This is a genomic window from Campylobacter hyointestinalis subsp. hyointestinalis, assembly GCF_013372145.1.
In the GTDB taxonomy this organism is placed as follows: domain Bacteria; phylum Campylobacterota; class Campylobacteria; order Campylobacterales; family Campylobacteraceae; genus Campylobacter; species Campylobacter hyointestinalis.
In genome coordinates, this window is the sequence record NZ_CP053827.1 from 1,649,040 (window position 1) to 1,672,487 (window position 23,448).

General features: G+C 34.2%; 26 protein-coding genes. 14 read left to right on the forward strand and 12 right to left on the reverse strand.

What is annotated here, in order from left to right:
* The first annotated feature begins 114 nt into the window (after positions 1 to 114).
* Together rpsT and prfA are read left to right on the forward strand one after the other, a co-directional pair.
* Positions 115 to 381, forward strand: a complete 267-nt coding sequence (gene rpsT, locus CHHT_RS08475; RefSeq protein ID WP_034961722.1) for a 30S ribosomal protein S20 — start codon at positions 115 to 117, stop codon at positions 379 to 381.
* Between the two features lie 11 nt (positions 382 to 392).
* Positions 393 to 1,460 carry a peptide chain release factor 1 gene (gene prfA / locus CHHT_RS08480; RefSeq protein WP_059426389.1) on the forward strand — a complete coding sequence of 356 codons (1,068 nt, stop codon included), beginning with the start codon at positions 393 to 395 and terminating at the stop codon, positions 1,458 to 1,460.
* Positions 1,461 to 1,489: 29 nt separating this feature from the next.
* On the opposite strand, the gene CHHT_RS08485 is transcribed toward prfA, so the two are convergent.
* The gene (locus CHHT_RS08485) at positions 1,490 to 3,139 is read right to left on the reverse strand and encodes a sulfatase-like hydrolase/transferase (protein WP_034961720.1); all 1,650 of its coding nucleotides are present in this window, start codon (positions 3,137 to 3,139) and stop codon (positions 1,490 to 1,492) included.
* A 199-nt stretch (positions 3,140 to 3,338) separates the two neighbouring features.
* On the opposite strand from CHHT_RS08485, the gene CHHT_RS08490 reads away from it, so the two are divergent.
* Positions 3,339 to 3,665 carry an MmcQ/YjbR family DNA-binding protein gene (locus tag CHHT_RS08490; protein WP_074898779.1) on the forward strand — a complete coding sequence of 109 codons (327 nt, stop codon included), beginning with the start codon at positions 3,339 to 3,341 and terminating at the stop codon, positions 3,663 to 3,665.
* Between the two features lie 5 nt (positions 3,666 to 3,670).
* Here the strand turns inward: CHHT_RS08490 and CHHT_RS08495 are convergent, their stop codons facing one another.
* Together CHHT_RS08495 and CHHT_RS08500 are read right to left on the reverse strand one after the other, a co-directional pair.
* Complete coding sequence (locus CHHT_RS08495; RefSeq protein ID WP_034961718.1) at positions 3,671 to 4,174, reverse strand: isochorismatase family protein; 504 nt, start codon at positions 4,172 to 4,174, stop codon at positions 3,671 to 3,673.
* Between the two features lie 20 nt (positions 4,175 to 4,194).
* A complete protein-coding gene (locus CHHT_RS08500) occupies positions 4,195 to 4,953 on the reverse strand; it encodes an exodeoxyribonuclease III (protein WP_034961716.1) in 759 nt (252 codons plus the stop codon).
* Between the two features lie 135 nt (positions 4,954 to 5,088).
* On the opposite strand from CHHT_RS08500, the gene CHHT_RS08505 reads away from it, so the two are divergent.
* Genes CHHT_RS08505 through CHHT_RS08515 form a run of 3 tightly spaced genes read left to right on the forward strand, consistent with a single transcriptional unit; the run spans position 5,089 to position 7,219 of the window.
* Entirely contained in the window at positions 5,089 to 6,621 is a 1,533-nt protein-coding gene (locus tag CHHT_RS08505) for a phosphoethanolamine transferase (protein ID WP_074898778.1), read from the forward strand.
* Complete coding sequence (locus CHHT_RS08510) at positions 6,618 to 6,980, forward strand: diacylglycerol kinase (protein WP_034961712.1); 363 nt, start codon at positions 6,618 to 6,620, stop codon at positions 6,978 to 6,980. The genes CHHT_RS08505 and CHHT_RS08510 overlap by 4 nt, the downstream gene beginning before the upstream one ends.
* Positions 6,947 to 7,219: a replication/maintenance protein RepL gene (locus tag CHHT_RS08515; RefSeq protein ID WP_034961709.1), complete on the forward strand. Its 273-nt coding sequence runs from the start codon at positions 6,947 to 6,949 to the stop codon at positions 7,217 to 7,219. The genes CHHT_RS08510 and CHHT_RS08515 overlap by 34 nt, the downstream gene beginning before the upstream one ends.
* Here the strand turns inward: CHHT_RS08515 and CHHT_RS08520 are convergent.
* Positions 7,188 to 7,733 carry a manganese efflux pump MntP gene (locus tag CHHT_RS08520; protein ID WP_064019908.1) on the reverse strand — a complete coding sequence of 182 codons (546 nt, stop codon included), beginning with the start codon at positions 7,731 to 7,733 and terminating at the stop codon, positions 7,188 to 7,190. The two genes, CHHT_RS08515 and CHHT_RS08520, sit on opposite strands and share 32 nt — an antisense overlap.
* Before the next feature lie 128 nt (positions 7,734 to 7,861).
* Here CHHT_RS08520 and CHHT_RS08525 point away from each other — a divergent pair, with 128 nt between their 5' ends.
* Positions 7,862 to 8,779, forward strand: coding sequence for a DMT family transporter (locus CHHT_RS08525; protein WP_034961707.1), 918 nt, complete (start codon positions 7,862 to 7,864; stop codon positions 8,777 to 8,779).
* On the opposite strand, the gene CHHT_RS08530 is transcribed toward CHHT_RS08525, so the two are convergent.
* From CHHT_RS08530 to CHHT_RS08545, 4 genes are read right to left on the reverse strand one after another with little or no spacing between them, the layout of a single operon-like run.
* On the reverse strand, positions 8,768 to 9,580 hold the full coding sequence (locus CHHT_RS08530; RefSeq protein WP_034961705.1) for a metal ABC transporter permease: 813 nt from the start codon (positions 9,578 to 9,580) through the stop codon (positions 8,768 to 8,770). The genes CHHT_RS08525 and CHHT_RS08530 overlap by 12 nt on opposite strands.
* A complete protein-coding gene (locus CHHT_RS08535; protein ID WP_034961703.1) occupies positions 9,573 to 10,337 on the reverse strand; it encodes a metal ABC transporter ATP-binding protein in 765 nt (254 codons plus the stop codon). The genes CHHT_RS08530 and CHHT_RS08535 overlap by 8 nt, the downstream gene beginning before the upstream one ends.
* Positions 10,334 to 11,758, reverse strand: coding sequence for a HoxN/HupN/NixA family nickel/cobalt transporter (locus CHHT_RS08540; RefSeq protein WP_034961701.1), 1,425 nt, complete (start codon positions 11,756 to 11,758; stop codon positions 10,334 to 10,336). Before CHHT_RS08540 ends, CHHT_RS08535 begins: the two co-directional genes overlap by 4 nt.
* Positions 11,759 to 12,622, reverse strand: coding sequence for a metal ABC transporter solute-binding protein, Zn/Mn family (locus CHHT_RS08545; protein WP_034961699.1), 864 nt, complete (start codon positions 12,620 to 12,622; stop codon positions 11,759 to 11,761).
* Between the two features lie 147 nt (positions 12,623 to 12,769).
* On the opposite strand from CHHT_RS08545, the gene CHHT_RS08550 reads away from it, so the two are divergent.
* From CHHT_RS08550 to CHHT_RS08580, 7 genes are all read left to right on the forward strand, one after another.
* Positions 12,770 to 13,120: a Fur family transcriptional regulator gene (locus CHHT_RS08550; RefSeq protein WP_034961697.1), complete on the forward strand. Its 351-nt coding sequence runs from the start codon at positions 12,770 to 12,772 to the stop codon at positions 13,118 to 13,120.
* A gap of 73 nt (positions 13,121 to 13,193) precedes the next feature.
* The gene (locus CHHT_RS08555; RefSeq protein ID WP_034961694.1) at positions 13,194 to 13,907 is read left to right on the forward strand and encodes a class I SAM-dependent methyltransferase; all 714 of its coding nucleotides are present in this window, start codon (positions 13,194 to 13,196) and stop codon (positions 13,905 to 13,907) included.
* Positions 13,907 to 14,743 carry a cytochrome-c peroxidase gene (locus CHHT_RS08560; protein ID WP_034961692.1) on the forward strand — a complete coding sequence of 279 codons (837 nt, stop codon included), beginning with the start codon at positions 13,907 to 13,909 and terminating at the stop codon, positions 14,741 to 14,743. Before CHHT_RS08555 ends, CHHT_RS08560 begins: the two co-directional genes overlap by 1 nt.
* Positions 14,736 to 17,180 carry a bifunctional diguanylate cyclase/phosphodiesterase gene (locus CHHT_RS08565; protein ID WP_034961689.1) on the forward strand — a complete coding sequence of 815 codons (2,445 nt, stop codon included), beginning with the start codon at positions 14,736 to 14,738 and terminating at the stop codon, positions 17,178 to 17,180. The genes CHHT_RS08560 and CHHT_RS08565 overlap by 8 nt, the downstream gene beginning before the upstream one ends.
* A gap of 10 nt (positions 17,181 to 17,190) precedes the next feature.
* On the forward strand, positions 17,191 to 17,859 hold the full coding sequence (locus CHHT_RS08570; protein ID WP_034961687.1) for a carbonic anhydrase: 669 nt from the start codon (positions 17,191 to 17,193) through the stop codon (positions 17,857 to 17,859).
* Positions 17,822 to 19,705, forward strand: a complete 1,884-nt coding sequence (locus tag CHHT_RS08575) for a mechanosensitive ion channel family protein (RefSeq protein WP_034961685.1) — start codon at positions 17,822 to 17,824, stop codon at positions 19,703 to 19,705. Before CHHT_RS08570 ends, CHHT_RS08575 begins: the two co-directional genes overlap by 38 nt.
* The gene (locus tag CHHT_RS08580) at positions 19,698 to 19,856 is read left to right on the forward strand and encodes a hypothetical protein (RefSeq protein WP_034961683.1); all 159 of its coding nucleotides are present in this window, start codon (positions 19,698 to 19,700) and stop codon (positions 19,854 to 19,856) included. The genes CHHT_RS08575 and CHHT_RS08580 overlap by 8 nt, the downstream gene beginning before the upstream one ends.
* Positions 19,857 to 20,268: 412 nt before the next feature.
* On the opposite strand, the gene aroC is transcribed toward CHHT_RS08580, so the two are convergent.
* Genes aroC through CHHT_RS08600 form a run of 4 tightly spaced genes read right to left on the reverse strand, consistent with a single transcriptional unit; the run spans position 20,269 to position 23,422 of the window.
* The gene (gene aroC, locus CHHT_RS08585) at positions 20,269 to 21,339 is read right to left on the reverse strand and encodes a chorismate synthase (RefSeq protein ID WP_034961681.1); all 1,071 of its coding nucleotides are present in this window, start codon (positions 21,337 to 21,339) and stop codon (positions 20,269 to 20,271) included.
* Positions 21,336 to 22,007 carry a ribonuclease III gene (rnc, locus tag CHHT_RS08590; protein WP_034961678.1) on the reverse strand — a complete coding sequence of 224 codons (672 nt, stop codon included), beginning with the start codon at positions 22,005 to 22,007 and terminating at the stop codon, positions 21,336 to 21,338. The genes aroC and rnc overlap by 4 nt, the downstream gene beginning before the upstream one ends.
* A complete protein-coding gene (gene rnhA / locus CHHT_RS08595; protein WP_034961676.1) occupies positions 22,000 to 22,425 on the reverse strand; it encodes a ribonuclease HI in 426 nt (141 codons plus the stop codon). The genes rnc and rnhA overlap by 8 nt, the downstream gene beginning before the upstream one ends.
* On the reverse strand, positions 22,403 to 23,422 hold the full coding sequence (locus CHHT_RS08600; RefSeq protein WP_034961673.1) for a tetratricopeptide repeat protein: 1,020 nt from the start codon (positions 23,420 to 23,422) through the stop codon (positions 22,403 to 22,405). Before CHHT_RS08600 ends, rnhA begins: the two co-directional genes overlap by 23 nt.
* Positions 23,423 to 23,448: the final 26 nt, after the last annotated feature.

A 23,448-nucleotide genomic window follows, 5' to 3' on the forward strand; every position in this document is an offset into this window, starting at 1 on the left:
TAAATATTTAAATTTAAAAGAAAAGATTTAATGATTAAATTTGACTTAAATTCAGATTTATTTAATTATCTTTAGGGTATAATCACCGACTAAAATTATGAAAAAAGGTAAGTTATGGCAAACCACAAATCTGCTGAAAAAAGAGCAAGACAAACTATAAAAAGAACTGAGAGAAATAGATTTTACCGTACAAGACTTAAAAATTTAACTAAAGCGGTAAGAGTTGCAGTAGCAAACGGCGACAAAGACGCTGCTCTACTTGCTTTAAAAGATGTAAATAAAAACTTCCACAGCTTTGTAAGCAAAGGATTTCTTAAAAAAGAAACTGCTTCTAGAAAAGTTAGTCGCTTAGCAAAACTTGTTAGTACTTTAGCTGCATAATTTAAATTTAAATGTTAGCTGACAAACTACGTCCTTTTTTAGATCGCTACGATGAGCTAGATACTCTGCTTAGCGATCCATCGGTCATAAATGATATATCTCGTATGACCAAACTCTCAAAAGAGCAAAGAAACTTAGAACCTATAAAAGACGCCGCCGAGAGATACTTAAACATCTTAAACTCTATAGAAGAAAATAAAACTCTACTTGAAGATCCAGAACTAGGCGAACTCGCTAAAGATGAATTAAAAGCGCTAGAAACAGAGCTTCCAAAGTTAGAAGAAGAGATAAAACTTTTGCTTCTTCCAAAAGATCCAAATGATGAGAAAAACATCTTTTTAGAACTACGCGCTGGTACCGGCGGCGATGAGGCGGCTTTATTTGTAGGAGACTTAGCTACTGCTTATATAAGATATACCGAAGAGCGTGGCTACAAATACGAAATAGTAAGTTCAAGTGAAGGAAGCGCGGGCGGATATAAGGAGTTGATCTTACTCATAAAAGGCGAAGGTGCTTACTCAAGACTTAAGTATGAAGGCGGAACACACAGAGTTCAAAGAGTGCCAGAAACAGAAAGTCAAGGTAGAGTACATACTTCAGCTATCACAGTGGCCATTATGCCTGAAATTGAAGATAGCGAGATAGATATAAATCCAAACGATCTTAAAATAGACGTTATGAGAAGCTCAGGTCATGGCGGACAATCAGTAAATACCACAGATAGCGCCGTGCGCGTAACTCACATACCAACAGGCTTAGTCGTCGTCAATCAAGATGGTAAAAGCCAACACAAAAACAAAGACGCTGCTATAAAAGTCTTAAAAGCTAGGCTTTACGATATGCAAGAACGTGAACGTAGAGAAAAAGAGAGCAAAGAGCGTAAGGATCAAGTAGGAACCGGAGATAGAAGTGGTCGAATTCGCACGTATAACTACCCACAAAACCGCATCAGTGATCACCGCATAAATCTCACTCTTTATAGGCTAGATGCCATAATGGCAGCAGGACTTTTTGACGAGATCATAGATCCACTCATCGCCCACTACCAAGCAGAAGCCATAGCAAACGCCGGACTATAGCCGGCTTGTTTATTAGTAAATAGCTTATTTTATCTATTTGAATTTTGACTTGCGACTTTTAAATAATCATAAATATAACTTTTATATGATTTTGTGAGATTTTTATCTTTGCAAGTCTCAACCGCTCCACAAAGCTTTCTCATCGCGTAGATCGCTTCAAAATATTTGTTTGGCTTGATTTGCATAAGCTCTAAAAGCACAGAAGTATTTAGTCCAAGCTCACTTAACTCAGTAGTCGTAAGTTTTTGTATCTCTTCACTGCCTTTTGTATAAAAACCGGTTATAAAAAATGGATTTTTATGGGGTAAAAGCAAGTCATTTTCTTTTAGTCCCAAGATCCCATGATGATCCCCAAAATATGCAAAAACATAAGGTTTATTCGTATTTTTCATAAATTTATCAAAGTCCAAAGTCGCATCACTAAGATCTATTTGTCTTTTATAATAATCACTAAGAACCAAAGCCTGATCTTTAGGATAAAACTTATCAAGCCCATACTCTACCTTACTCGCTCTGTCATAAGGCACATGTTCATCAATAGTAGTGGCATAGATAAATAGCGGCTCTTTATCTTTATATTTGTTGTAAATTTCCTTTACACACTCACCTAGCTTTTTAGAAGATATCTTCCATAAATTCTTATATGAGTCTCCATTTTTAAATTCTTTACCGCACTCAAGATCGTATGGGTGAAAATATTTATCAACTCCTAGATCCTTATATGCATTATAAACGTTAAAATATTTTGACACCAATGGATTTAGCGAAATGACGTAGTATCCATGCTCTTTTAACATTTTAGGCAGCGAATGACTCAAATGCTCTGTTACATTGTAAAATACGGTAGATGAATTTACCCCAAAATCATTTACGCTAAGCCCTGTTAAAATCTCAAATTCGCTCTTAAACGTCTCACCGCCAAACGTATGAACTCTAGCTAGTGATTTAAATTTAAAATCATCTCCTTTAAACATATCTACTTGCTTTAGATCGCCTTTATAGTACGTTACATCTACAGTGGATTCTTGCAAAAAAAGAACTAAATTTGGCTTTAAATTTGATACTTTATAAGGACGAATTCTGCTCATTTTATCTTCAAAATATGGATAAGAATCATCAAAATACGGCGCTTGATAGCTCATATTTACTAAAGACATCGCGAGATTCATATTTATCTCTTTGGCTTCTGGAAATGTTTTTAGCCAATTTTCCATAATAAATTTTTGACGTATTAAAATACAGTTACTAAAGATCAAACAAACAAGTCCAAAAATAGAGATAATTCTAAATTTAATACTCACTCTTTTTGTGTCACGATATGCAAATATACCAAAAAGTAGCACCAAAATATATAGCAAAATTATAAATATAAGCTCTTTATACTCAAGTATTATTCCCCAGTTTTCAGTGTCGAAAAACAGTAAAAAATCAGACGAAAACAGAGGTTTTTTATAGTAATGATAAGTTAAATTTGATATATAATAAACGCATACAAGCAAGGTACTAGCAAAATTTACACTTCTTAGCCATTGCCCGCTTAGTGCAAACATCGCTAAAAATAGTATTCCAAACTGTAAAGCAGTAAAAATAATCGCCACTGGAGTGACTTTAAACCTAGCGATCAAAACCATTGCAAATACAAAAAACGCGAAAGTGAAAAAATATGAAGTACGCTTCACCCCCCCCCTTTTTTTTTAATTTTTATTTAAGAAGCAATAACAAAATATATTCATAAACATTATATAGCTAAAATTATACTAAATTTAGAATTTAAAGTTTTTGAAATAGATTAATTTTTTCTAAATATTGCAATAAATGCTATAATGTCCATCTTTTAAAACTAAAAAGGATAAATATGACTAAAGAAGCCGTGTTTGGATATGTCCAAAAAAGTATGGCACGACACCTGATTATCCCTGGGAAAGATACCCAAAATACGCTGTTTTAAGGCATTTGAAAAATAAAAAATGGTATGGAGTTTTTCTTTGCATACCAAGAAACAAGCTAGGATTAAACGGAGATGATATGGTCGATGTTTTAAATTTAAAGTGTGAAAAAGATCTGGCTATTTTGTTAAAAGATGGCAAAACTATACTTCCAGCGTACCATATGAACAAAAAGAACTGGATATCGATCTTACTTGAAGAAGCAAACGAAGAGATGGTTTTGGATCTCATCGCTCAGAGTTATGAGCTAACTCTTTAACTATTTTATTTTATCAAGTTTGAGATATCTTTAAATTTAGTATGCTCGGCACTTTGCATCATCTCAAACGCTATCATTTCAGCAGATTTTATAGCTACACCTTTTAAATTTAAAAAAGCAAGTTCTTTATTTCTTTCGTTTCTACTACCCACGCACTCATCTACCAAAGTCACGCTATAGCCATTCTTTAGCAGATCTCTTGCACTTTGATATACGCAGATATGGGCTTCTACTCCAATCAAAATCACGTTTTTATACTCTAAAATTTCATCTTTTATAGCGTTAAAGGCTGAGAATTCCAACTTATCAAATATCTTAGAGTTTATCAAATTTAGTATCTGTTCATCGGTATCGCCAAGACCTTTTTTATACTGCTGAGTAGCGATCACCTTAAGTCCTAGCTCATTTGCTATTTTTAGAAATTTAACGCTATTTTGCACCAAATTTTTATCACTCATCACATTTAAAAGCTTAGTTTGCATATCGATAACTACAACTATACTATCCATAAAATTCTCTCCGTTTATTTTTATAAATCTATCTCGATACCCACTGGGCAGTGATCACTACCCTCGATGCCATCGAGTATAAATGCATCCTTTAATCTATCTTTTAAATTTGAGCTGATGAAAAAATAATCGATCCGCCAACCGACGTTTTTAGCCCTTGCGTTAAATCTATAACTCCACCACGAGTATGCGTCCTCTTTATCGCCATTTATAAATCTAAAAGTATCTATAAATCCACTGCTAATAACCCTATCTATCCACGCTCTTTCACACGGCAAAAATCCGCTTGTTTTGGAGTTGGCTTTTGGATTTTTTAGGTCGATTTCACGGTGAGCGGTATTTACATCACCGCAAAATATCACCTCTTTGCCATCACCAACCAAAGCATTGATATAAGCTAGAAATTTATCATAAAAATCAATCTTATACGCTAGTCTCTCATCACCTTGCTGACCGTTTGGAAAATATATATTAAAAAGATAAGTATTACCAAATTTATGTTCCAAAACTCTGCCCTCATCATCATCAAAAAACTGCGATTTTAGATTTTGTGATTTTAAATTCGACAAACTCATCACGCCTGAATAGCCCGGTCTTTTAGCTGAATTTACAGATATATTTTCAAATCCTAGATTATAAATTTCTGCTGGTATCTTATCTTCACTTACTTTTATCTCTTGTAAGCCTAAAAAGTCTGGTTTATGCTCACTCAGCCACGCAAAAGACTCCTTTCCAAGAGCTGCTCTAAGCCCATTTACGTTCCACGAGATTAGTTTCAAAATTTGTCCTTTTTATTTTCATTATAATCTTAAATTTAAAATATTTTTTTAAAATTTCCAATTATTAACCATATCTTTACCGTTAAATTACTATTTGGATTTATAATTTCCACTTTCATATTAAAGGAAATTATAATGACTATGAGTTCAAATAAGTTTATCTTATATTTCGCACTATTTATTACAGTGTTGAATTATCAGTTTTTCGCATTTGCATTCAAGAATGTGGACTTTTATGACAATGTCCTTGTTCTGCTGACACTACCCATACTATTTTTCTCACTAATAGTTTTCATTTTTAGCTTACTGTTTTTACCATACATAACAAAAGCTTTAGCAATATTTTTAACCATTATAGGCGTTGTAGGTGCGTATTTTATGAGCACTTACTCAGTCATAATAGACAGCGAGATGATAAGAAACGCACTCCAAACGGACGCTAAAGAGGTAAAAGACCTATTAAATTTAAATATGATATTTTGGGTAGCTCTAGCTGCTGTAGCTATATTTTTAATAATCAAAGTAAAAATAACCAAAACAAATATGCTAAAAGCCCTAAAATACAGAAGTTTGCTCTGTGCTACTTCGCTTATACTTTTTGGTCTGCTTTTTGCAGGTTTGAGTAAAAGCTATATTCCATTTTTTAGAACTTACAATCACTTAAGATTTTTTAGTACTCCTTTTTATCCTTTGTATTCAAGCTACAAATATGTCAAATCTCTAGCTCCAAAAGCCGAGTTTAAAGCTATAGGGCTTGATGCAAAACAGACAAAAGAGCAAAAAAAGCTATTTGTTTTTGTAGCAGGAGAGACTGCTAGATCGGCGAACTATTCATTAAACGGTTATGAAATACACGACACAAATCCATACTCAAAAGCAAACGAAATACTCAGCTTTTCTAAATTTAGCTCTTGCGGAACATCTACTGCTATAAGCTTGCCTTGCATGTTTTCAAATTTAACAAGGAGCAATTTTTCGCCAGACATCGCTGCAAATACGGGTAATCTACTAGATGTTTTAGAAACTGCTGGTATAAACGTAAGCTGGATAGGAAATAACTCTGGGTATTGCAAAGGCGTGTGCGTACGCCTAAAAGATGCTAAAGATTTTGGCGGCGATAGTTATGATGGAGTTATGCTTGAAGAGATACAAAACAAAATTCAAAATGCCAAAGAAAGTAGCTTTATAGTAGTTCATCTCCAAGGCAGTCACGGACCTACATACTTCAAAAGATATCCAAAAGAATTTAGTAAATTTAGCCCTACTTGCGACACGGCTACGTTAAAAGACTGCACTTATGAAGAGATAGTAAATACCTATGATAACACTATTTTATACACGGATTATATAATAAATCAAATAGTAGATATGCTAAAAGAAAGTAAATTTCAAACAGGGCTATTTTACGTAAGCGATCACGGCGAGAGCCTTGGAGAAAATGGGGTTTATCTCCATGGAGCACCATATTTTTTAGCACCAGATTTCCAAACTAAAGTCCCTGCAATGCTATGGCTAAAAGATAAAAATCAGCTAGAAAATTTAAAAAGCCTAAAAGACAAGAGCTTTTCACAAGACAATATTTTTCACACTATGCTGGGATTTTTTGGTATCCAAACAAGTGTCTATGATAAAAACTTAGATATAATGCAAGAAGGAGAACAAAAGTGAGAAACCAGCCAAAATATAACTTTTTTAAAAATAGCTCATATGCCTTGCAAGGGCTAAAAGATATCTATGAAAACGAAAAGAGCTTTAAGATAGAGCTAGCCATCATCTTACCGCTTTTAGTAGTACAGGTATTTTTAAATTTAAGCTTAGAAGGGCATTTGATATTAGTCATTTCTTTATTTGGTATAATTATAACCGAGTGCATAAACTCTGGTATCGAAAGATGCGTGGATCTAGCTTGCAAAGAGCAGAATCTACTTGCGAAAAAAGCCAAAGACGCAGGTGCGGCAGCAGTGTTTTTGAGCATAGGAGTAGCTAGTTTAGTATGGATAATTGTTATCTTAAAACTGATATTCTAAATGGAATTTTCAAAAAGCTTATCGGAGACAAAAAAGTTCAAATTTTGGAATTTTTAGCCGATAACTGCGATGAAGAGGGATTTTTTAAATTTAATATCAATGAAATTTGTGAGCTTCTAAATACGAGCAAACCAACTGTGATAGCTACTTTTAAAATATTAGAAGATAAAAAGATCCTATACAAGATAAAAAACGGACTTTATAAGCTCAATCTAAAAGATGAGTTATCAAGATCTTAAAGCCTATCAAAATAAGTATAATTCCGCCAAGAATCAAGGCTTTGCTCTCTAGCTTATCGCCTAGCATTTTACCTATGTAGCTACCTAACACACAAAGTAAAAAGCAAACCATGCCGATAACTAAAGCACTAAAAGCTATATCGGCGTTAGTAAAACTAAACGTCACACCTACAGCTAACGCATCTATACTAGTCGCAAATGCGCCTAAGACAAGCATTCTTAGAGTCAAATTCAAGGTGCATTCTTCAGATACGTTTCTACTTTCTTTTATCATTTTTATACCTAAAAATAGCAGTATTACAAAGGCTATATAATGATCTATCGCAGATATAAACTTAACAAAGCTAAGCCCTAAAAAATAGCCTATAGTCGGCATTACGGCCCCAGCTAATCCAAATATAAAAGACATTTTTATAATAGAGCCAAATTTGATATTAAAACATTTGGCGCCGTTTGCCATACTGATCGCTACGCTATCCATCGCTAGAGCTATAGCCAAAAAGAGAAGTTCCATAAAATTCCTTAAAAAAAGTAGTAATTATATCTTAAAAAACTTTATGCTAAGATTATGCTTTTTTAACAAACGACTAAAATGAAACTTCTCTAAATTTAGATATTTTAGCCGTAAAAAGGTAAGTTTAAGTGAGAAAAAATGTCATAGCCGAGCTACTTTTGGTATTTGTAGCATTGTCGTGGGGAAGTACGTTTTTACCAGTTGCCGAAGCGATAAAAAGCGTAAATGTATTTAGTTTTTTATTTTGGCGATTTTTGCTAGCAACCATCCTTATGTTCATACTCACCATAAAATTAGCTAAATTTGATAAAAAATCTATGCTTTATGGCTCACTTCTTGGTTTTTTCTTATTTTGTGGATTTGCATTTCAAACATACGCTTTAAAATTCGCATACACCTCAACAGTAGCTTTCATCACCGGATTAAACGTCGTTTTAGTGCCGTTTTTAATGCTGATATTTTTCAAAGAGCGGGTAAATAAATTTGCATTTGGAGGCGCTATCATAGCCGTATTCGGACTGTATTTTCTAAGCGGAAGTGGTGGAATTTCACCTGGACCAGGCGAGATCTTAGCTATCATATGCGCTTTTGCTTACGCTCTTCACATCGCATTTACAGGAGTTTTGATACCAAAGTGCAATATCTTCGCACTTGTTTGCTTCCAGTTTTTGACAGTAGGCGTTCTTAGTTTTTTTGGCGCAGTATTTTTTGAGAGCGGTACTTATGAGTTTAGCATAATAGGTGGTTTAGAAGCGAATTTGAGCGCAAAGTTTATAGTAGCAGTCTTGGTTTGCGCACTGTTTGCTACCGTATTTGCGTTTTTTATTCAAAGCTGGGCGCAAATTTATACAACTCCTACGAAAACTGCTCTCATTTTTACGCTTGAACCAGTTAGCGCAGGTATTATAGGCTACTTTTTTGCAAATGAAATTTTAAGCACCTTACAGCTTATCGGTGCCGCAATGATACTTTTTGGAGTTCTATTTAGTGAGATAGGATCAAATTTGATCAGTCTCAAAGATAGCTTTTTAAAGCTATCTAAATAACTTTTTAAATCTTGAAAATAACAAAGTCGCAAAAAACGTCGCAGTCGCCACCAAGATAATGCTAGCCCCACCGCTTAGGTTAAAACTAAAGCTTAGCCAAAGTCCTGATATAGTAAATAAAGTAGAAAGAATAGATGCTAAAATCATCATCACACATAAATTCGGACTAAATTTCTCAGCTATATAAGGTGGTACGGTAAGAAGTGCTATCACGAGTATAAGCCCCACAACTCTTATAGTAGCCACAACACAAAGCGCCATTAAAGCTATCATCAAATAGTACAAAAACGTCACTTTAACGCCTCTAAGTTTTGCAAACTCGCTATCAAAACTCATAGCACAAATTTGTGGATAAAGAACAACGATAAAGAGTAAAAATAAAACATCCAAAATACCCATAAACCACAGATCACTGTTTGGTACAGCCAGTATCGAGCCAAAAAGATAGCTCATCAAATCCACGTTATATCCTGGCGTGAGATCCGTAAAAACGATACCGATCGCCATACCAAAAGCCCATAAAGCGCCTATGATACTATCGGTGCGATCTCTATTTTTAAGGCTTATAAATGCGATAAGCATTCCGAGCATCAAAGCAAAGATAGTCGCACCAAACAAAGGAGCAAGTCCTAGAAAAAAAGCTATGCCAATACCACCATAAGCTCCATGAGCAATACCTCCTGCTATAAAAGTCATTTTGTTTATGACAGTAAGTGAGCCGATGATCCCACAAGCAATGCTAACTAAAACTCCAGCCATAAGTGCATTTTGCATAAAAGAAAAGCTCAAAGCATCAAGCATTTCCCTCTCCTTTTTTACAACCGCACTCGCCAAGCAGCAGCTCAACATCGCAAAAATGGCTATGTTCACTAGCTAGATGATTTATGAAATTCGGTCTATTTTCGGTGTTGATATCATGAAGAAACAGCTCTTTATTTACGTAAGCTGCCTTGTCTGCAAAGTTTATCGCCATATTTATATCGTGACTTATCATAATGATCCCTATCCCATTTTTATTAAGATTTTTTAACGTATTGTAGATATCTACTTGTCCGCGTGAGTCTATACTAGCTGTTGGTTCATCAAGCATTAGCACGCCTGCGTCGCTACAAAGTGCTCTTGCTATATAAACTCTTTGTCTTTGACCGCCACTTAGACCCTTTATATCTCTTTTATAAAAATCTTGCATTGAGACTTTTTTTAGTGCGTCAAGGGCTAGCTCTTTATCTCTTTTAGAGTAAAAACAAAAACTACTACTTTTACAGCGCCCCATCAGAACAACCTCTAAAACACTCATAGGAAATAGGCTATTAACCGGTATATTTTGCGGTACATAACCGATAGATTTTGAAATTTCACTTTGCGAAATTCCGCTAAATTTAATAGTTCCTTTTTCAGGTTTTAAAAGTCCCACCATAAGCTTTAAAAGCGTACTTTTTCCACCGCCATTAGGTCCTATGATACTCAAAAAGTCCTTTGAGTCGTAAGCCAAATCAATATCTTTTAAAACATAGCAATCATCATATCTAAAACTAAGATTATCAATCTCTATCTTCATAACACCTGGATCCTTTGTGAAGCTATAAACATAAATACACCAAGCATTATCATCAAGCATAATGCCAAGATTTCAAAGTAAAATCCTACCGGTTTAAACTTAGAAAATCCTAAATTTAAAGCTCTTCCAAAAACCGCTGCTAAAAATATAACGATCGCCATCGCTAGTCCTATCATCAACGCACTCAAAAATGCTACGCCAAAACTACCTATACTAAAAGCTAAAATAAACACTAGAACGACTCCTGGACAAGGAACTAGCGATGCACCTAGCACCACAAACCATTCACCGTCTTTTTTACAAGAACACTTAGGGCAGCTACAAGCACACGAGCTATTTAAGATCCTACTTGAAGATCCAGAAGGACTAAATTTAAATTTATTTTTTTTGAATTTAGCTACTAACATAGCACAAGCTACTAGCACGATCAAAATAGCTGATATCTTTGTAGTCGCGTTAGCTACTTCATTTACGGTTTTACTTACGAAACTTTCTACTAAAAACATAGTCGCATAAACCAAAACCAAAGCGCCTATAACGTGCAAAAAACCTATCTTTAAAGCAAATAAAAAGGCTTTTACGTAGCTTCCGCCATTAGCAGCAAAATAGCTAGTAGTAAGCAGCTTACCGTGTCCTGGACCAGCAGCGTGCAAAAGTCCGTAGATAAAAGATATAAGTAGTATGAAGTGGATATCACCGCCGTTTTTTATCAAGGATTTTAGCTCGCCTAGGTATTTTACCCCGAGCATACTGATAAAATTTGTCTTACTTTCATCTATCTTGTCTATTTCAAATTTTTGCTCGTTTAGCTGCTGTTCGTTTGGCACTAGCTGGTGGAGCAAGGGCTTTGGAGGCGCTTTTGTAGTTATCTCATAAAAACCGGTATTTAAATTTACATTGGGTTTTATAAAAAAACCATCTTCAAGCTCGTAAAACTCACCACTTGCTATCTTAAAATTGAAATAATCTTCAGGGTCAAATATAGTTATCTTTACAACTCGTTTATCTTTAAGCTCAAGATTAAGCGAAAAATCAAACTCAAACTTAAGCCTTAAGTTTTGCACCAAAACTCTCACATCTTTTGGATCTAGCTTTAAGCTTATATCCTTTTGTGAACCATCGTAATAAGAAGCGCTTATAAGATAACTTCGTGGTTTTAGATAGTCTAAAAGCGCCTTTTTTATCTCTTTTAGCTCAGCGTCCTCTAGCTTTAAATTTGAGTTTATATCATAAGTTTCGAACGTAAGTTTCGTGAAATTCTCGGAAAATATCCACTGGATTTTTATCTCTTTTAATGCCCTGTTTTGGCTTATAAATTTGATATTTGCGTGCGCTGTAGGCGAATACAAAGCACAAAGGGCACACGCATTTAAATTTGAAAAGATAGCCAATACGAAAACTATAACACTACAAAGCTTCATCTAAAAAGATTGCCTAAACGCTTCAGTAGTTTTTTTCATACTAAGAAGCCAATCTTTAGGAAGCTGATCTATCTCTACGACCTTAGCGTGGACTTCATTTGCGATCAAATTTGCTGATTTTTTCGAAAACTGCGGCGCTACAAATATCACTTTTACACCCTCTTCTTTAGCCTCATTTATGAGATTAGCAAGATCTGCTGGTTTTGGCTCTTTTCCTTCTATTTCTATAGCTATCTGCTCCAAGCCATAACGCTCGGCAAAATATCCCCAAGACGGATGATATACAATAAATTTCTTATTTTTTAAATTTGAAAACTCACTTCTTATCGTAGCATCTAGTTCATCTAAAATTTGCAAGAATTTAGCTAAATTTGTACTATAGATCTCGGCGTTTTGTGGATACTGAGCTTTTAGGGCGCTAAATATATTTTGTGCCATAGTTTTTACCAAAATAGGATCTAGCCAGATATGAGGATCAAAGCCGCCCTCACTATCTTCATGATCAGATTTATGTTCACTAGCTTCGTGATCGTGAGAGTGTTCCATCTTTTTAAGCTTGATACCATAAGCCGTATCTATGATCTTTAAATTCGCAAAACTTTTTGTAAATTTAGGTATCCAAACTCTTTCATAGTCCATTCCTACTGCAAAAAATAGATCGCTTTTCTCGATCATTTTCATCTGATTTGGACGCGGCTCATAAGTGTGAGGATCAGCGCCGCTAGGGGCCATAACGCCAACTTCTAAAGTATCTCCTGCTATTTGTTCTACAAAATATTTAACAGGAAGAATACTTGCAGTAACTATCCCTTTAGCATAAAAGGGCATAAAACTAAGACATAAAATAGTTATGATCTTTTTCATAATTCACCTTTAAATTTTAAGTATCAGTGCGAAATTATATCAAATGCAACTTAGTTGCAACTTAATATTTTGATAAAAAACAGAGTTTTAATTTTTCAAATTTAATTAAATTTATGTTATCATTGCTAAAAATTTGGATAAAAGATTATGGACGGAACCTCTTTTTTAAAAGAACAAGGCATAACAAGCACTCCACTTAGGATCAGCATTATTGAGATATTGCAAAATGCCTCTAAGCCTATCAGTTATGACGAATTTTTAGCAAAAATAAAAGCAAATAAAACGACTATTTATAGAAATTTAGATCTGCTTTTAAGTAAAAATTTGATCATAAAAAGTGAGATAGAACACAAAAGTTTTTATGAACTCTCTGGTCACGCAAAAGCTTATTTCGTATGCGAAACTTGTCATAAGATGGAAGAGATAGAAGTGCCGATCTTGCCGGGGAAAAATATCAAAAGTGCTGTGATAAAAGGCGTTTGTGAAAACTGCAAATAAAGACAAGCTCGAAGTGTTTTGATTTTAAAGCTTTTTTATATATAATAGTAAATCATTTTTAAAGGCAGATATTTTGCAAAATATTTGGGATAAAAAGTCTAAAACATATCCGAAGTTTAATAACACAAAAAGCGCATTTCAGATAGAATTTTTTGATTTTTTAACAAGCTCAGGCGTAAATTTCGAAGGTAAAAGTGTTATAGATGTCGGATGCGGAACTGGTGTTTATACTCTTTTTATCGCTCAAAAAGCAAAAAACGTACTTGGCATAGATACGAGCAAAGATATGCTAAATGCGCTTAAACAAAGCGCTAAAGACGAAGGTTTAAATAATATCCAAACACTACAATCAGGAATTTATGGCGTAGTTTCTAAATTCGATATAGCTTTTCTTACAATGTCTCCGGCTTTAAAAAATGAAACTGACTTTAAAAAATTTATGAGTTTTGCAGATCTTAGAGTTTATATGAACTGGGCAAAGCCTCGCACTTCAAACGTTTTAGAGCCGTTTTTCGAAAAATACGGCAGGGAACAAACCGCCATAACCATAACGCAGTTAGAAGCATATCTAAAAAACAGGCAAATTCCTTATAAAAGCAAGATCTTAAATGAGTTTAGAAGCGTAAAAAGAAGCCTATCAGAAGCTTATGAAAATGTGTCTTGGCATCTTGAGATAAACGGTATAAAGCTACCAAAAGAAGAGATTTTAAAAGAGCTACAAAAGCTAGCGATTGATGAGTTTATAACAGAAGATCTAAGCTCAAGTATGAAAGTATTGGTATTTTAATGAAGTATATTTTAGCCTTGCTTTTATCTTTTGGTTTTTTATTTGCGGACGCAAAAAGCACTCTATTTTCGCCACTTTTAAAGCCTTTAGACTACGATAAACAAAAAGCATTGCTAGGAAAAGAACTTTTTAATGATAAAAGGATAAGCACAGATAAAAAGATCTCTTGTAGGTCATGTCACAGCACTTATGAAACATTCAATAAAAAACACGGAAAAAGCGATTTAAATCCACCTTCTATTTTGAATTCATACTTAAATTATATACACTCGTTTGACGGAAAAATCACTGATTTAAAACAAAGAATAAATTTATGCTTCACATCTCAAAAAGAGCTAAAAATAGAGGTTATAATAAAACAGATAAAAAGAAATCCGGTATATATTTTAAAATTTGATGAGCTATACAAAGACGGCGTAACGTATGAAAATGCTATTGATGCGATAATAGAGTTCTTAAAAGCGACCGTTACTCCTAATAGTAAATTTGATAAATTTATCGCAGGTGATGAAAACGCTTTATCGCAAGACGAAAAAGACGGATTTGACCTGTTTATGAGGATTGGCTGCGTAAATTGTCATAATGGAGTAAATCTAGGCGGAAACATCGTTAGCCTTCTTGGCTATGAAGGTATGGCTCTTAAAGTTCCGTCTTTAAGAAACGTCTCATTGCGCTCTGTTTACCTACATAATGGCACTTTAAATGATCTTTTACAAACTATAGAATTTATGAACGAGCGTATGAATTTAAAAAACTTTACGCAAAAAGACTATGAATTATTATATAAATTTTTACTCACCTTAATAGGAGAATTTCCGGAGATTTTGCATGAATAAAAAACACATTCTAAATGGGCTAATTTTATCTTTAATAATGCTTTTATCAACATTTTGTACGTATAGCATATATTCGAGTATCAATACACTTCAAAAAAGCAATTACTGGAACAATCAAATATTTAAGATAGGTGAGATAAATAAAGAGATAGATATCTGGCTAGGCAGACAGATATCTATAGTAAGCTATGATCAGATAAACGAGCAAACTACTGGGATATTTAATATCATAAACGATATGGAGATGTCTAAAGACTTTGATAAATTTACATTTATAGTAAAAAATGCGCAAATGTTTCAAGCCGTAAAAAAAGCATTTCACGAAAAACAAGCCATAGTGCAAAGATATCAAGTATTAAAAACAAATAGCGACAATGCCCTTCTTTATCTAAACAACAACCTTGCTTATACTTCAAATTTATATCTAAGCAACACGATATATTCAGAAGTCATACAAGGCAAAATCGGCTTAAACAACCATATATCTACTACCAAACAAAAGATTAAAACCGTATTAGAAAATATAACAGATCAAAAAAGCCTTGATTATTCATTTTTCAAAAAAGCAGAAATAGTAGTAGACAATATGTATGAATTCGATAAACTAGATAAACAAAACAAAGAGCTACTTATAAATCAAAAGCTTAACGAACTAGGTATTGGTATAAATGAATATTTTAAAGGTAATATAAAAAGCATTTTAGCACCATTTATACTACTATTTTTATTGGTTATTGATTTATCTATTAGAACAATATATCTAAGTACAAAAAACAATAAAAACAAAGCTATATTATCTTATATGAAAAATTTAATTCAAAACTCTATGAACTCTATCATAATCATAGATAAAGCCGGCAAGATATTATCCGTAAATAAAGCTTTTGAAACCACAAGCGGATATAGCAAAAAAGAGATAATAGAAAAATCAATCTATATTTTAAAAACAAATATGAATAGCGACAACATCTACGATAATCTGCTAAAAAATATAAGCAATAATCAAATTTGGTCGCACGATGATTTTATAAGCAAAACAAAAAATGGCGTTCTTATGTATGAAAAGGTCGTAGCCGTGCCTACATTTAATGAATACTACGAAGTAAGTGGCGCCGTCATTCTTAAAAAAGATATCACGAAAGAAAGACTCATCGCAAGAGAGTTAAATTTCAAAACGCAAGAGATCAAGAAAAACTCTCTCATAGATAAGCTAACTGGGCTTAAAAACAACATAGCTATTATGGAAAAAATCGATAGAAAGAAATTTGGCAATATTATTTATATAAATCTAAATAACTTTACAAATCTTAGATTTTTCTATAAAAACTCAATAATAGAGCTCATACTCATAGCAGTAGCTCAAACATTAAAACTTTGCATTGATGCTTATAAGATGAACGGTGTGGCTTATAGGATCCAAGGCGATGAGTTTTGCGTATGGTATGAGGGTAACACTTTACAAGAAGACATAAAACGCATCATAGAATACTTCAGTGCTAAAAATATAGAGATAGTCACGGACTACGGAAAAGAGATCTTGCCAAACATAGGCATAACCATAGGCGTAAGCTTGACTCAAGATACGCAAAATACAAATAGACTGACCCAAGCCATACTAGCTCACCACGAAGCCAAAGCAAACGACTCTCAAGTCGCGTATTATAAAGACAATAACTCTACAGAGCAACAGTATCATACAAACCAGCTAGTCTCGAGAATGATACAATACGCGCTAAACCAAAACAAAGTTATAGTAGAGTGTCAAGGGATATTTGATATACAAAATTTCTCTACTCCAAAAATCGCATCTTATGAAGTCTTGATCAGGATATTAGACGGAGAAAATAAAATTCACTATCCAGGAGAGTTTTTAGGAGTTGCAAAACATACTTCGCTTTATATAGCGCTGACAAAAGAGGTCATAAACAAAACTTTCGATCTAGTAGAAACATTTGCGGATAAAAGATTTTCGATAAATTTATCAAGTATAGATATGGTAAATGAGGGCGTTAAAAAGCTCTTTATCCAAAAGCTAAAAGCCTGTTCAAATCCAAACCACTTAACAGTAGAGATTCTAGAAAGCGAAGGAATAGATGACTACGCGTCGATAAATCCATTTATCGAAAGTATAAAAGATCACGGATGCAAGCTTTCTATAGATGATTTTGGAAGCGGATATTCGAACTATTATCGTATGCTAGAGCTAAACATCGACTACTTAAAGATAGACGGTTCTATCATCAAAAAGCTTCCAACTGACGAAAACGCAAGAAGCGTCGTGCGAACTATCGTTGATTTTGCAAATAGACAAGGCTATGACGTTGTAGCTGAATTCGTCGCAACGGAAGAAATTTTAACTCAGGTTAAAAGTTATAATATAAAATACGCTCAAGGTTTCTTGCTAGGAAAACCGACTCACCCTAGTAACATAGACTAAAGGAGTAAGCTTGCATGATATAATAAATGGTGCGGTTAAATTTATGGAAGAAGACTTTTTAGAACATAAAGAACTATTTGAGCATTTAGGAAACAAACAGTCCCCACACACTCTTTTTATAGGTTGTTCAGATTCTAGAGTCGTGCCAAATTTGATAACAAATACGTTGCCTGGCGAACTTTTTGTTGTAAGAAATATAGGAAATATAGTACCGCATTATCGGATCAGCGAAGAGTTTTTAGCAACGACTTCAGCTATAGAATACGCTATAAACATCTTAAAAATCAAAAATATAATCATCTGCGGACATAGTAATTGCGGCGGTTGTGCATCTTTATACGAAGATGAAAAAAAGCTAAATTTAGTTCCTGCGGTAAAAAGATGGCTAGATCTGATATCTGATATCAAAGATGAGGTTTTAAAATACAAAAATTTAGATAACGCAAAAAGAGCGTGGATAACAGAACGATTAAATGTTATAAACTCGCTTGAAAATTTAAAAACATTTCCTTTTGTAAAGGATTTGATAAAGAGTGGAGATTTAAAGGTTTATGGTTGGCACTATGTTATAGAAACAGGCGAACTATATGATTACTGCGAGGATTCAAAAAGTTTTAGATTACTTGAAAAGAGCATAGACTATGATAAAATTTATAACGAAATTTTTACTGATTTTTAGTATATCCGTTTTCGCAAACGAGATCAAAGACGAGCAAAGCTTACCGCAAGTAGTAACGCAGATAATGAACGCCAATCATCAAATTTTGCTCATCAAAGATCAAAATAAAGATAAAAATCAAACCGCAACTTCCGATCTATCACCTATAAATGCACAAAAACACAAGTTACTTGAGAGCATCGCGGTGTTCATCACAAACTACACTGCGCAAGATAACAATCAGTTCAAAAAAGACAAAGCCGCTATAGATAAAAAAGTAAAATTATATGAAAACAACACAAACTCTGAGCGTTATATCACGGCTAAAATTGACTCACTCAGCCTTGAGCTAGATGAGTTTTTCTATCAAACTATTTTAAATTTAAGCACCGCATTTAGTAAAAATGCCAAGCAAGATACTATAAACTCTATCTTACAAGAAGGCATAATGAGTATCCAAACAGGCGGTTATCTTGATATTAAAAATTTCAAAGATACGCTAAGCGATGTATCTAAAAACACATTCGAACAAGAGCTTATAAATTTAGATATCAAAAAAACAAGCTACGATGAAATTTTAGCTTATTTAAAAGACCACTCAGACTTGCTTGCTAGCAACTTTTTATTTTCTAGCTTAAATTTAAACGATGTGATAAGCTATATAAACAAACAAATTCCTATCGATACAAAGGTTTTTAATCCGGGTAAATTTACACTTATAGTTTTGATTTTTCTATTTTTCTTTTCTATAAGAGTAAAACTCTCAAAGATAGTTTTTGTGCTACTCACAGCTTTTTTATCAAAAGACAAAAAAGCACATAGAGATATACAAGAACAGTTTATACTAGTCATCAAAAAGCCTATGGGGATATTTTTAAGTGCGTACGCCATAGACGTTTGTTTGAGTATATTTTACTATCCAAGCCCAGTGCCTATAAGATTTGCGAACTTTTTCGTTATAGCCTATATCATACTTGTTTCGTGGCTGCTCATAGGCATACTTGATGGTTATGGAATGATGGCACTAAGCAAAATAGCGCAAAAAAGCGGTAAAAAAGAAGTTATAAACTTGATCATCAAGATCTTGTATTTTATAGTTATCGTCATCACGATACTGCTCATTTTAAGTAGGCTTGGCTTTGATATCAGCACGATCATCGCATCTCTTGGTATAGGTGGTCTTGCAGTAGCTCTTGCCACAAAAGACATCATAGCGAATTTCTTTGCTTCTATCTTACTGCTTTTTGATAACTCTTTTTCTCAAGGCGACTGGATAGTTTGCGCAGGAGTTGAGGGAACAGTTGTTGAAATAGGGCTTAGGAAAACGACTATAAGGACATTTGATAACTCTTTAGTCTTTATACCAAACTCAAAAATAATGAGTGAAAACGTCAAAAACTGGAACAGAAGAAAAGTAGGACGTCAGATAAAAATGAGCATAGGGCTTACATACTCTACTACACCAGACCAACTAAAAGAGTGTATAACCGAGATAAAAACTATGCTTCAAAATCATCCTGGTATCGCAAAAAGTGGCGAAGATAGCGCACTAAATTCAAGCGATTTTAGACTAAAATACAAACAAAATATGGTTTCTGTAGATGATCTAGCAGGATATAAAAGTAACCTTTTTGTGGTGCTTGATGAATTTGGCGACAACTCTATAAATATACTTATATACTGCTTTAGCAAAACAGTCGTTTGGGGTGAATTCTTAGAAACAAAACAAGACGTTATGCTAAAAATAATGGATATTTTAAGCAAATATGAAACAGAGTTTGCATTCCCATCTCAAAGCATATATATTGAAAAATTACCTAAAATTGAGTATGATATAGTAAATTCAAAGGAGGCAAAAGATGCGTGATGAATTTGATGAAATGAACGATGAAGAGTTAGAGGATTTTGATGAGCAAGATGATGATTATGATGATGCCAAAGAAAACTATGACTATTCATACGATGAAAACGACTACTCATACGACGATGAGAGCGACGAAGAAAGCTATGAGTACTAGCTTATAATAATGCATAAAGGCGAACGTTTTTGTTTGCCTATTCAAAACACACCAAAATAATATTTTTTCTAGAACATCATAAATATAAATTTATAATACTTCCAGAACGCCATTTGCTTATATAATTTTATATATTAGCAAAAACTAGCAATATAAGTAGCTCTTTTGCTAGCTCAAATATCAAATTTAAGCTAACCATCACAGCTACAAACAAATATCAACTCTATAAAGTATGGCTCATCTTATGGATATAGCATAGATGGTAGTGAATATATGGGAACTGATTTTAATAAAGCAGAGATTTACAAAAATGAAATAGACTAGATAGTTTTAAGACCCCACTAAAATAGCATAAAATCACAACAAGATAAAAGCTAAACCATAAAGAATTTAGCCTTTATATCAAATTAAACTAACAGTATATTTTCTTTAAATTTTCGAGCTTAGAGCTTACATTTAAAAGTAACATATCAGCTATCACTAACCTAGCCATAGCAGTTGCTACCACGCTTCCACGAATTCCTATACAAGGATCGTGGCGTCCTCTTAAAGCACATATTACCTCATCGCCATTCACGTTTAAAGTCGGTTGATCCATAAAAATGCTCGGCGTCGGCTTAAAATAGCTTCTTATGATGATATCTTGTCCATTTGAAATTCCGCCCAGAATTCCTCCGGCGTGATTTGACTTGAAGCCATTTTTATCCATAAGATCATTATTTGAAGAGCCGTTTGCTTTTGACGCTTCTATACCATCGCCGATCTCTACTGCTTTTACGCCATTTATCCCCATAAATGCGCCTGCAAGAGCAGCGTCTAGTTTATCGTATAATACTTCTCCAAGCCCTACTGGAACGCCACTTATCACACTTAAAATAGTCGCGCCTACGCTATCTCCACTGTTTTTAGCGTTAAGTATGATCTCTTTCCAAGCTTCATCTTTATTTTTGTCTAAGCAAAATATTTCGCTTGTTTTAGCAAATTCAAAATCAACCTTTTTAGCATCATCTAAGCCCACGCCAAATACACCACTTTTTACGCTTATACCAAACTCACCAAGCATCATCTCTGCTATCGCGCCCGCAGCTACCCGCACCGCAGTCTCTCTAGCACTACTTCTACCGCCACCTCTATGATCGCGTATGCCAAATTTATGGTAATACGTAAAGTCTGCGTGACCCGGGCGAAAAATCTCTTTTATATTATCATAGTCTTTTGAGTGCTGATTTGAATTTTTTATCATAAAACCTATAGGATGACCTGTACTAAAGCCATCAAATACACCGCTTAAAATCTCTACTTTATCGTCTTCTTTTCTATTTGTTGCGTATTTTCCACCCGGTTTTCTCTTATCTAGTTCGCTTTGAAGATATTCTTCATCGATTCTTACTCCAGCAGGTAACCCATCTAGTATCCCACCGATAGCTACTCCATGACTCTCTCCAAACGTACTTAGCCTAAGCCTTTTCCCAAAAGTATTCATTGCTCCATCCCTTGTAAAACTTTAAGAGCAGCACTTTGCTCGGCCTCTTTTTTACTTGAACCAAAGCTTCTTGCAAGCTCTTTACCCTCCAGATACACGGCCATTTCAAAAACTTTTTTATGATCTGGTCCGCTTGAGCTTACTAGCTCGTATTTTGGAGTAACTCCAAATCTAGCTTGAGTGATCTCTTGAAGCGTGGTTTTATAGTCTTTACCTAAACTCTTTAGATCGATATTTTGATACTCTTTTTCTAAAAGTTTCGTAAATATCTCCTTTACTTTTTCAAGCCCACTCTCAAGGTATATCGCCCCCATAAGAGCTTCTAAAGCATCGCTAAGCAAGCTTGGTTTATTTCTACCGTTATTGTTTTCTTCAGCTGTTGAGAGATACAAAAACTCGCCTAAGTTTATACTATTGCTTAGTTTTGCAAAGCTTTTTTCATTTACTAAAGCAGCTCTGAGTTTACTTAAATTCCCCTCATCAGTATGCTCAAATTTAGAAAATAGGTACTCTCCTACTATGAGATCTAAAACAGCATCGCCCAAAAACTCAAGGCGCTCATTATTACAACCAGTTTTCATGCTTTTGTGAGTTAGAGCTTCTTTTAAAAGCTCTTTATTTTTAAATTCGTAACCTACTAAATTTTCTAGCCTTTTTAGCTTATCCATTTTGCACCTTTATCGCTTCGTTTCTTGCTAGAGTGTCGCACTCTTCGTTTTGCGGATGACCATTATGAGCTTTTACCCAGTGAGCACTTACTTTATGGCGTTCTAAAAGCTCTAAAAGTTCCTCCCAAATAGCACTATTTTTTACGTTTTTAAACCTTTTTTTTACCCAACCAGGAAGCCATAAATTTATACCGTTTGCCACATACGAACTATCTGTATAAAGCAAAACTTCACAAGGCTCTTTGAGAGCTTTTAGACCTTCTATGACTGCTATGAGCTCCATTTGATTGTTTGTCGTATTTGCTTTACCGCCGCTTGCTGATTTTTTAGCTCCCCCATACTCGAGTATATATGCCCAGCCTCCACTTCCAGGATTTCCAAGGCAACTTCCATCGCTAAAAAGGCATACTGTTTTCAATCTCATCCTTTGAAATTTGAGTAAGGATCTTGCAGCTTCCTAGCCTCGCACAATTTGGGCAACGATAAAAAAAGATAGGATAGCTAGTCTTACACTGCGAACAAAAATAACTAAAACTAAGAGTCGCATTTATTCCGTTATCTTTTGCCGCTTTAAAAAGAGATAAATTAAAATCTTCGATTTCTATCTCGTCTTTTATTAAATTTAAGCTCTTAAAAAACTGCCTAAACTCGCTGTCTTGTAAATTTACCGGTTCTTTTAGCCTAAACATCAGATCCTTACAGATATCAAGTTTTGGGAAAGTGCTAAGAGAACTAAGCGGTTCGCCGTTTTTTATAAACTGCTCTAAAACCATACGTTTAAGCGGTTCAAAATCATCACTAAGCTCTAAAAATTCCTTTATCTTTTCATCGAATTTCATAGGCTCGTCTCTTAATATAAGCGCTTTTGTATAAGCTATCTCAGCTTTGTCTATCACGCCTTGTTCATCTAATGCGTCAAGCGCTTCAAGGCAGTTTTTATACATCCTAAGTTTTTCGTAACAAACGCTTAAATGCCTAAGGGCCTCATCGTTTCTAGCTCTTAGTTTTATCGCTTCTAAAAACATATCGCTTGCTCGTTTTAAAAAACCGGCTTTTATATAAATTTTACCCAGACTATTTAGCAAAAACTCACGCTCTTTTTTGTCTTTTGATTTTTCAAGCGCGACTAAATATACACTTATGGCTTTGTCAAAATCTCCACTTTTAGCAAATGTAAGAGCTAAAACGCTAAGTGAGTTTATATCGATATCAAGATCTAAAAGCATCTTTTTGTGCTTTTGGCTCAAGCCACTAGAGTTTTCAAATTTTTTGACAAATTTTTCTATACTGCGATTTTCATCTTTTGCGCCCCAAATTCCCAAAGCATAGCTTGAGATAGCGACTAAAAGAAGCGTCGCGAAAAGAACAATTAGCCCAAAAATAGGATCACGATATTCTATAAAAAAGAAATCCAAATGCTAAACCTAATAATCAAATTTAA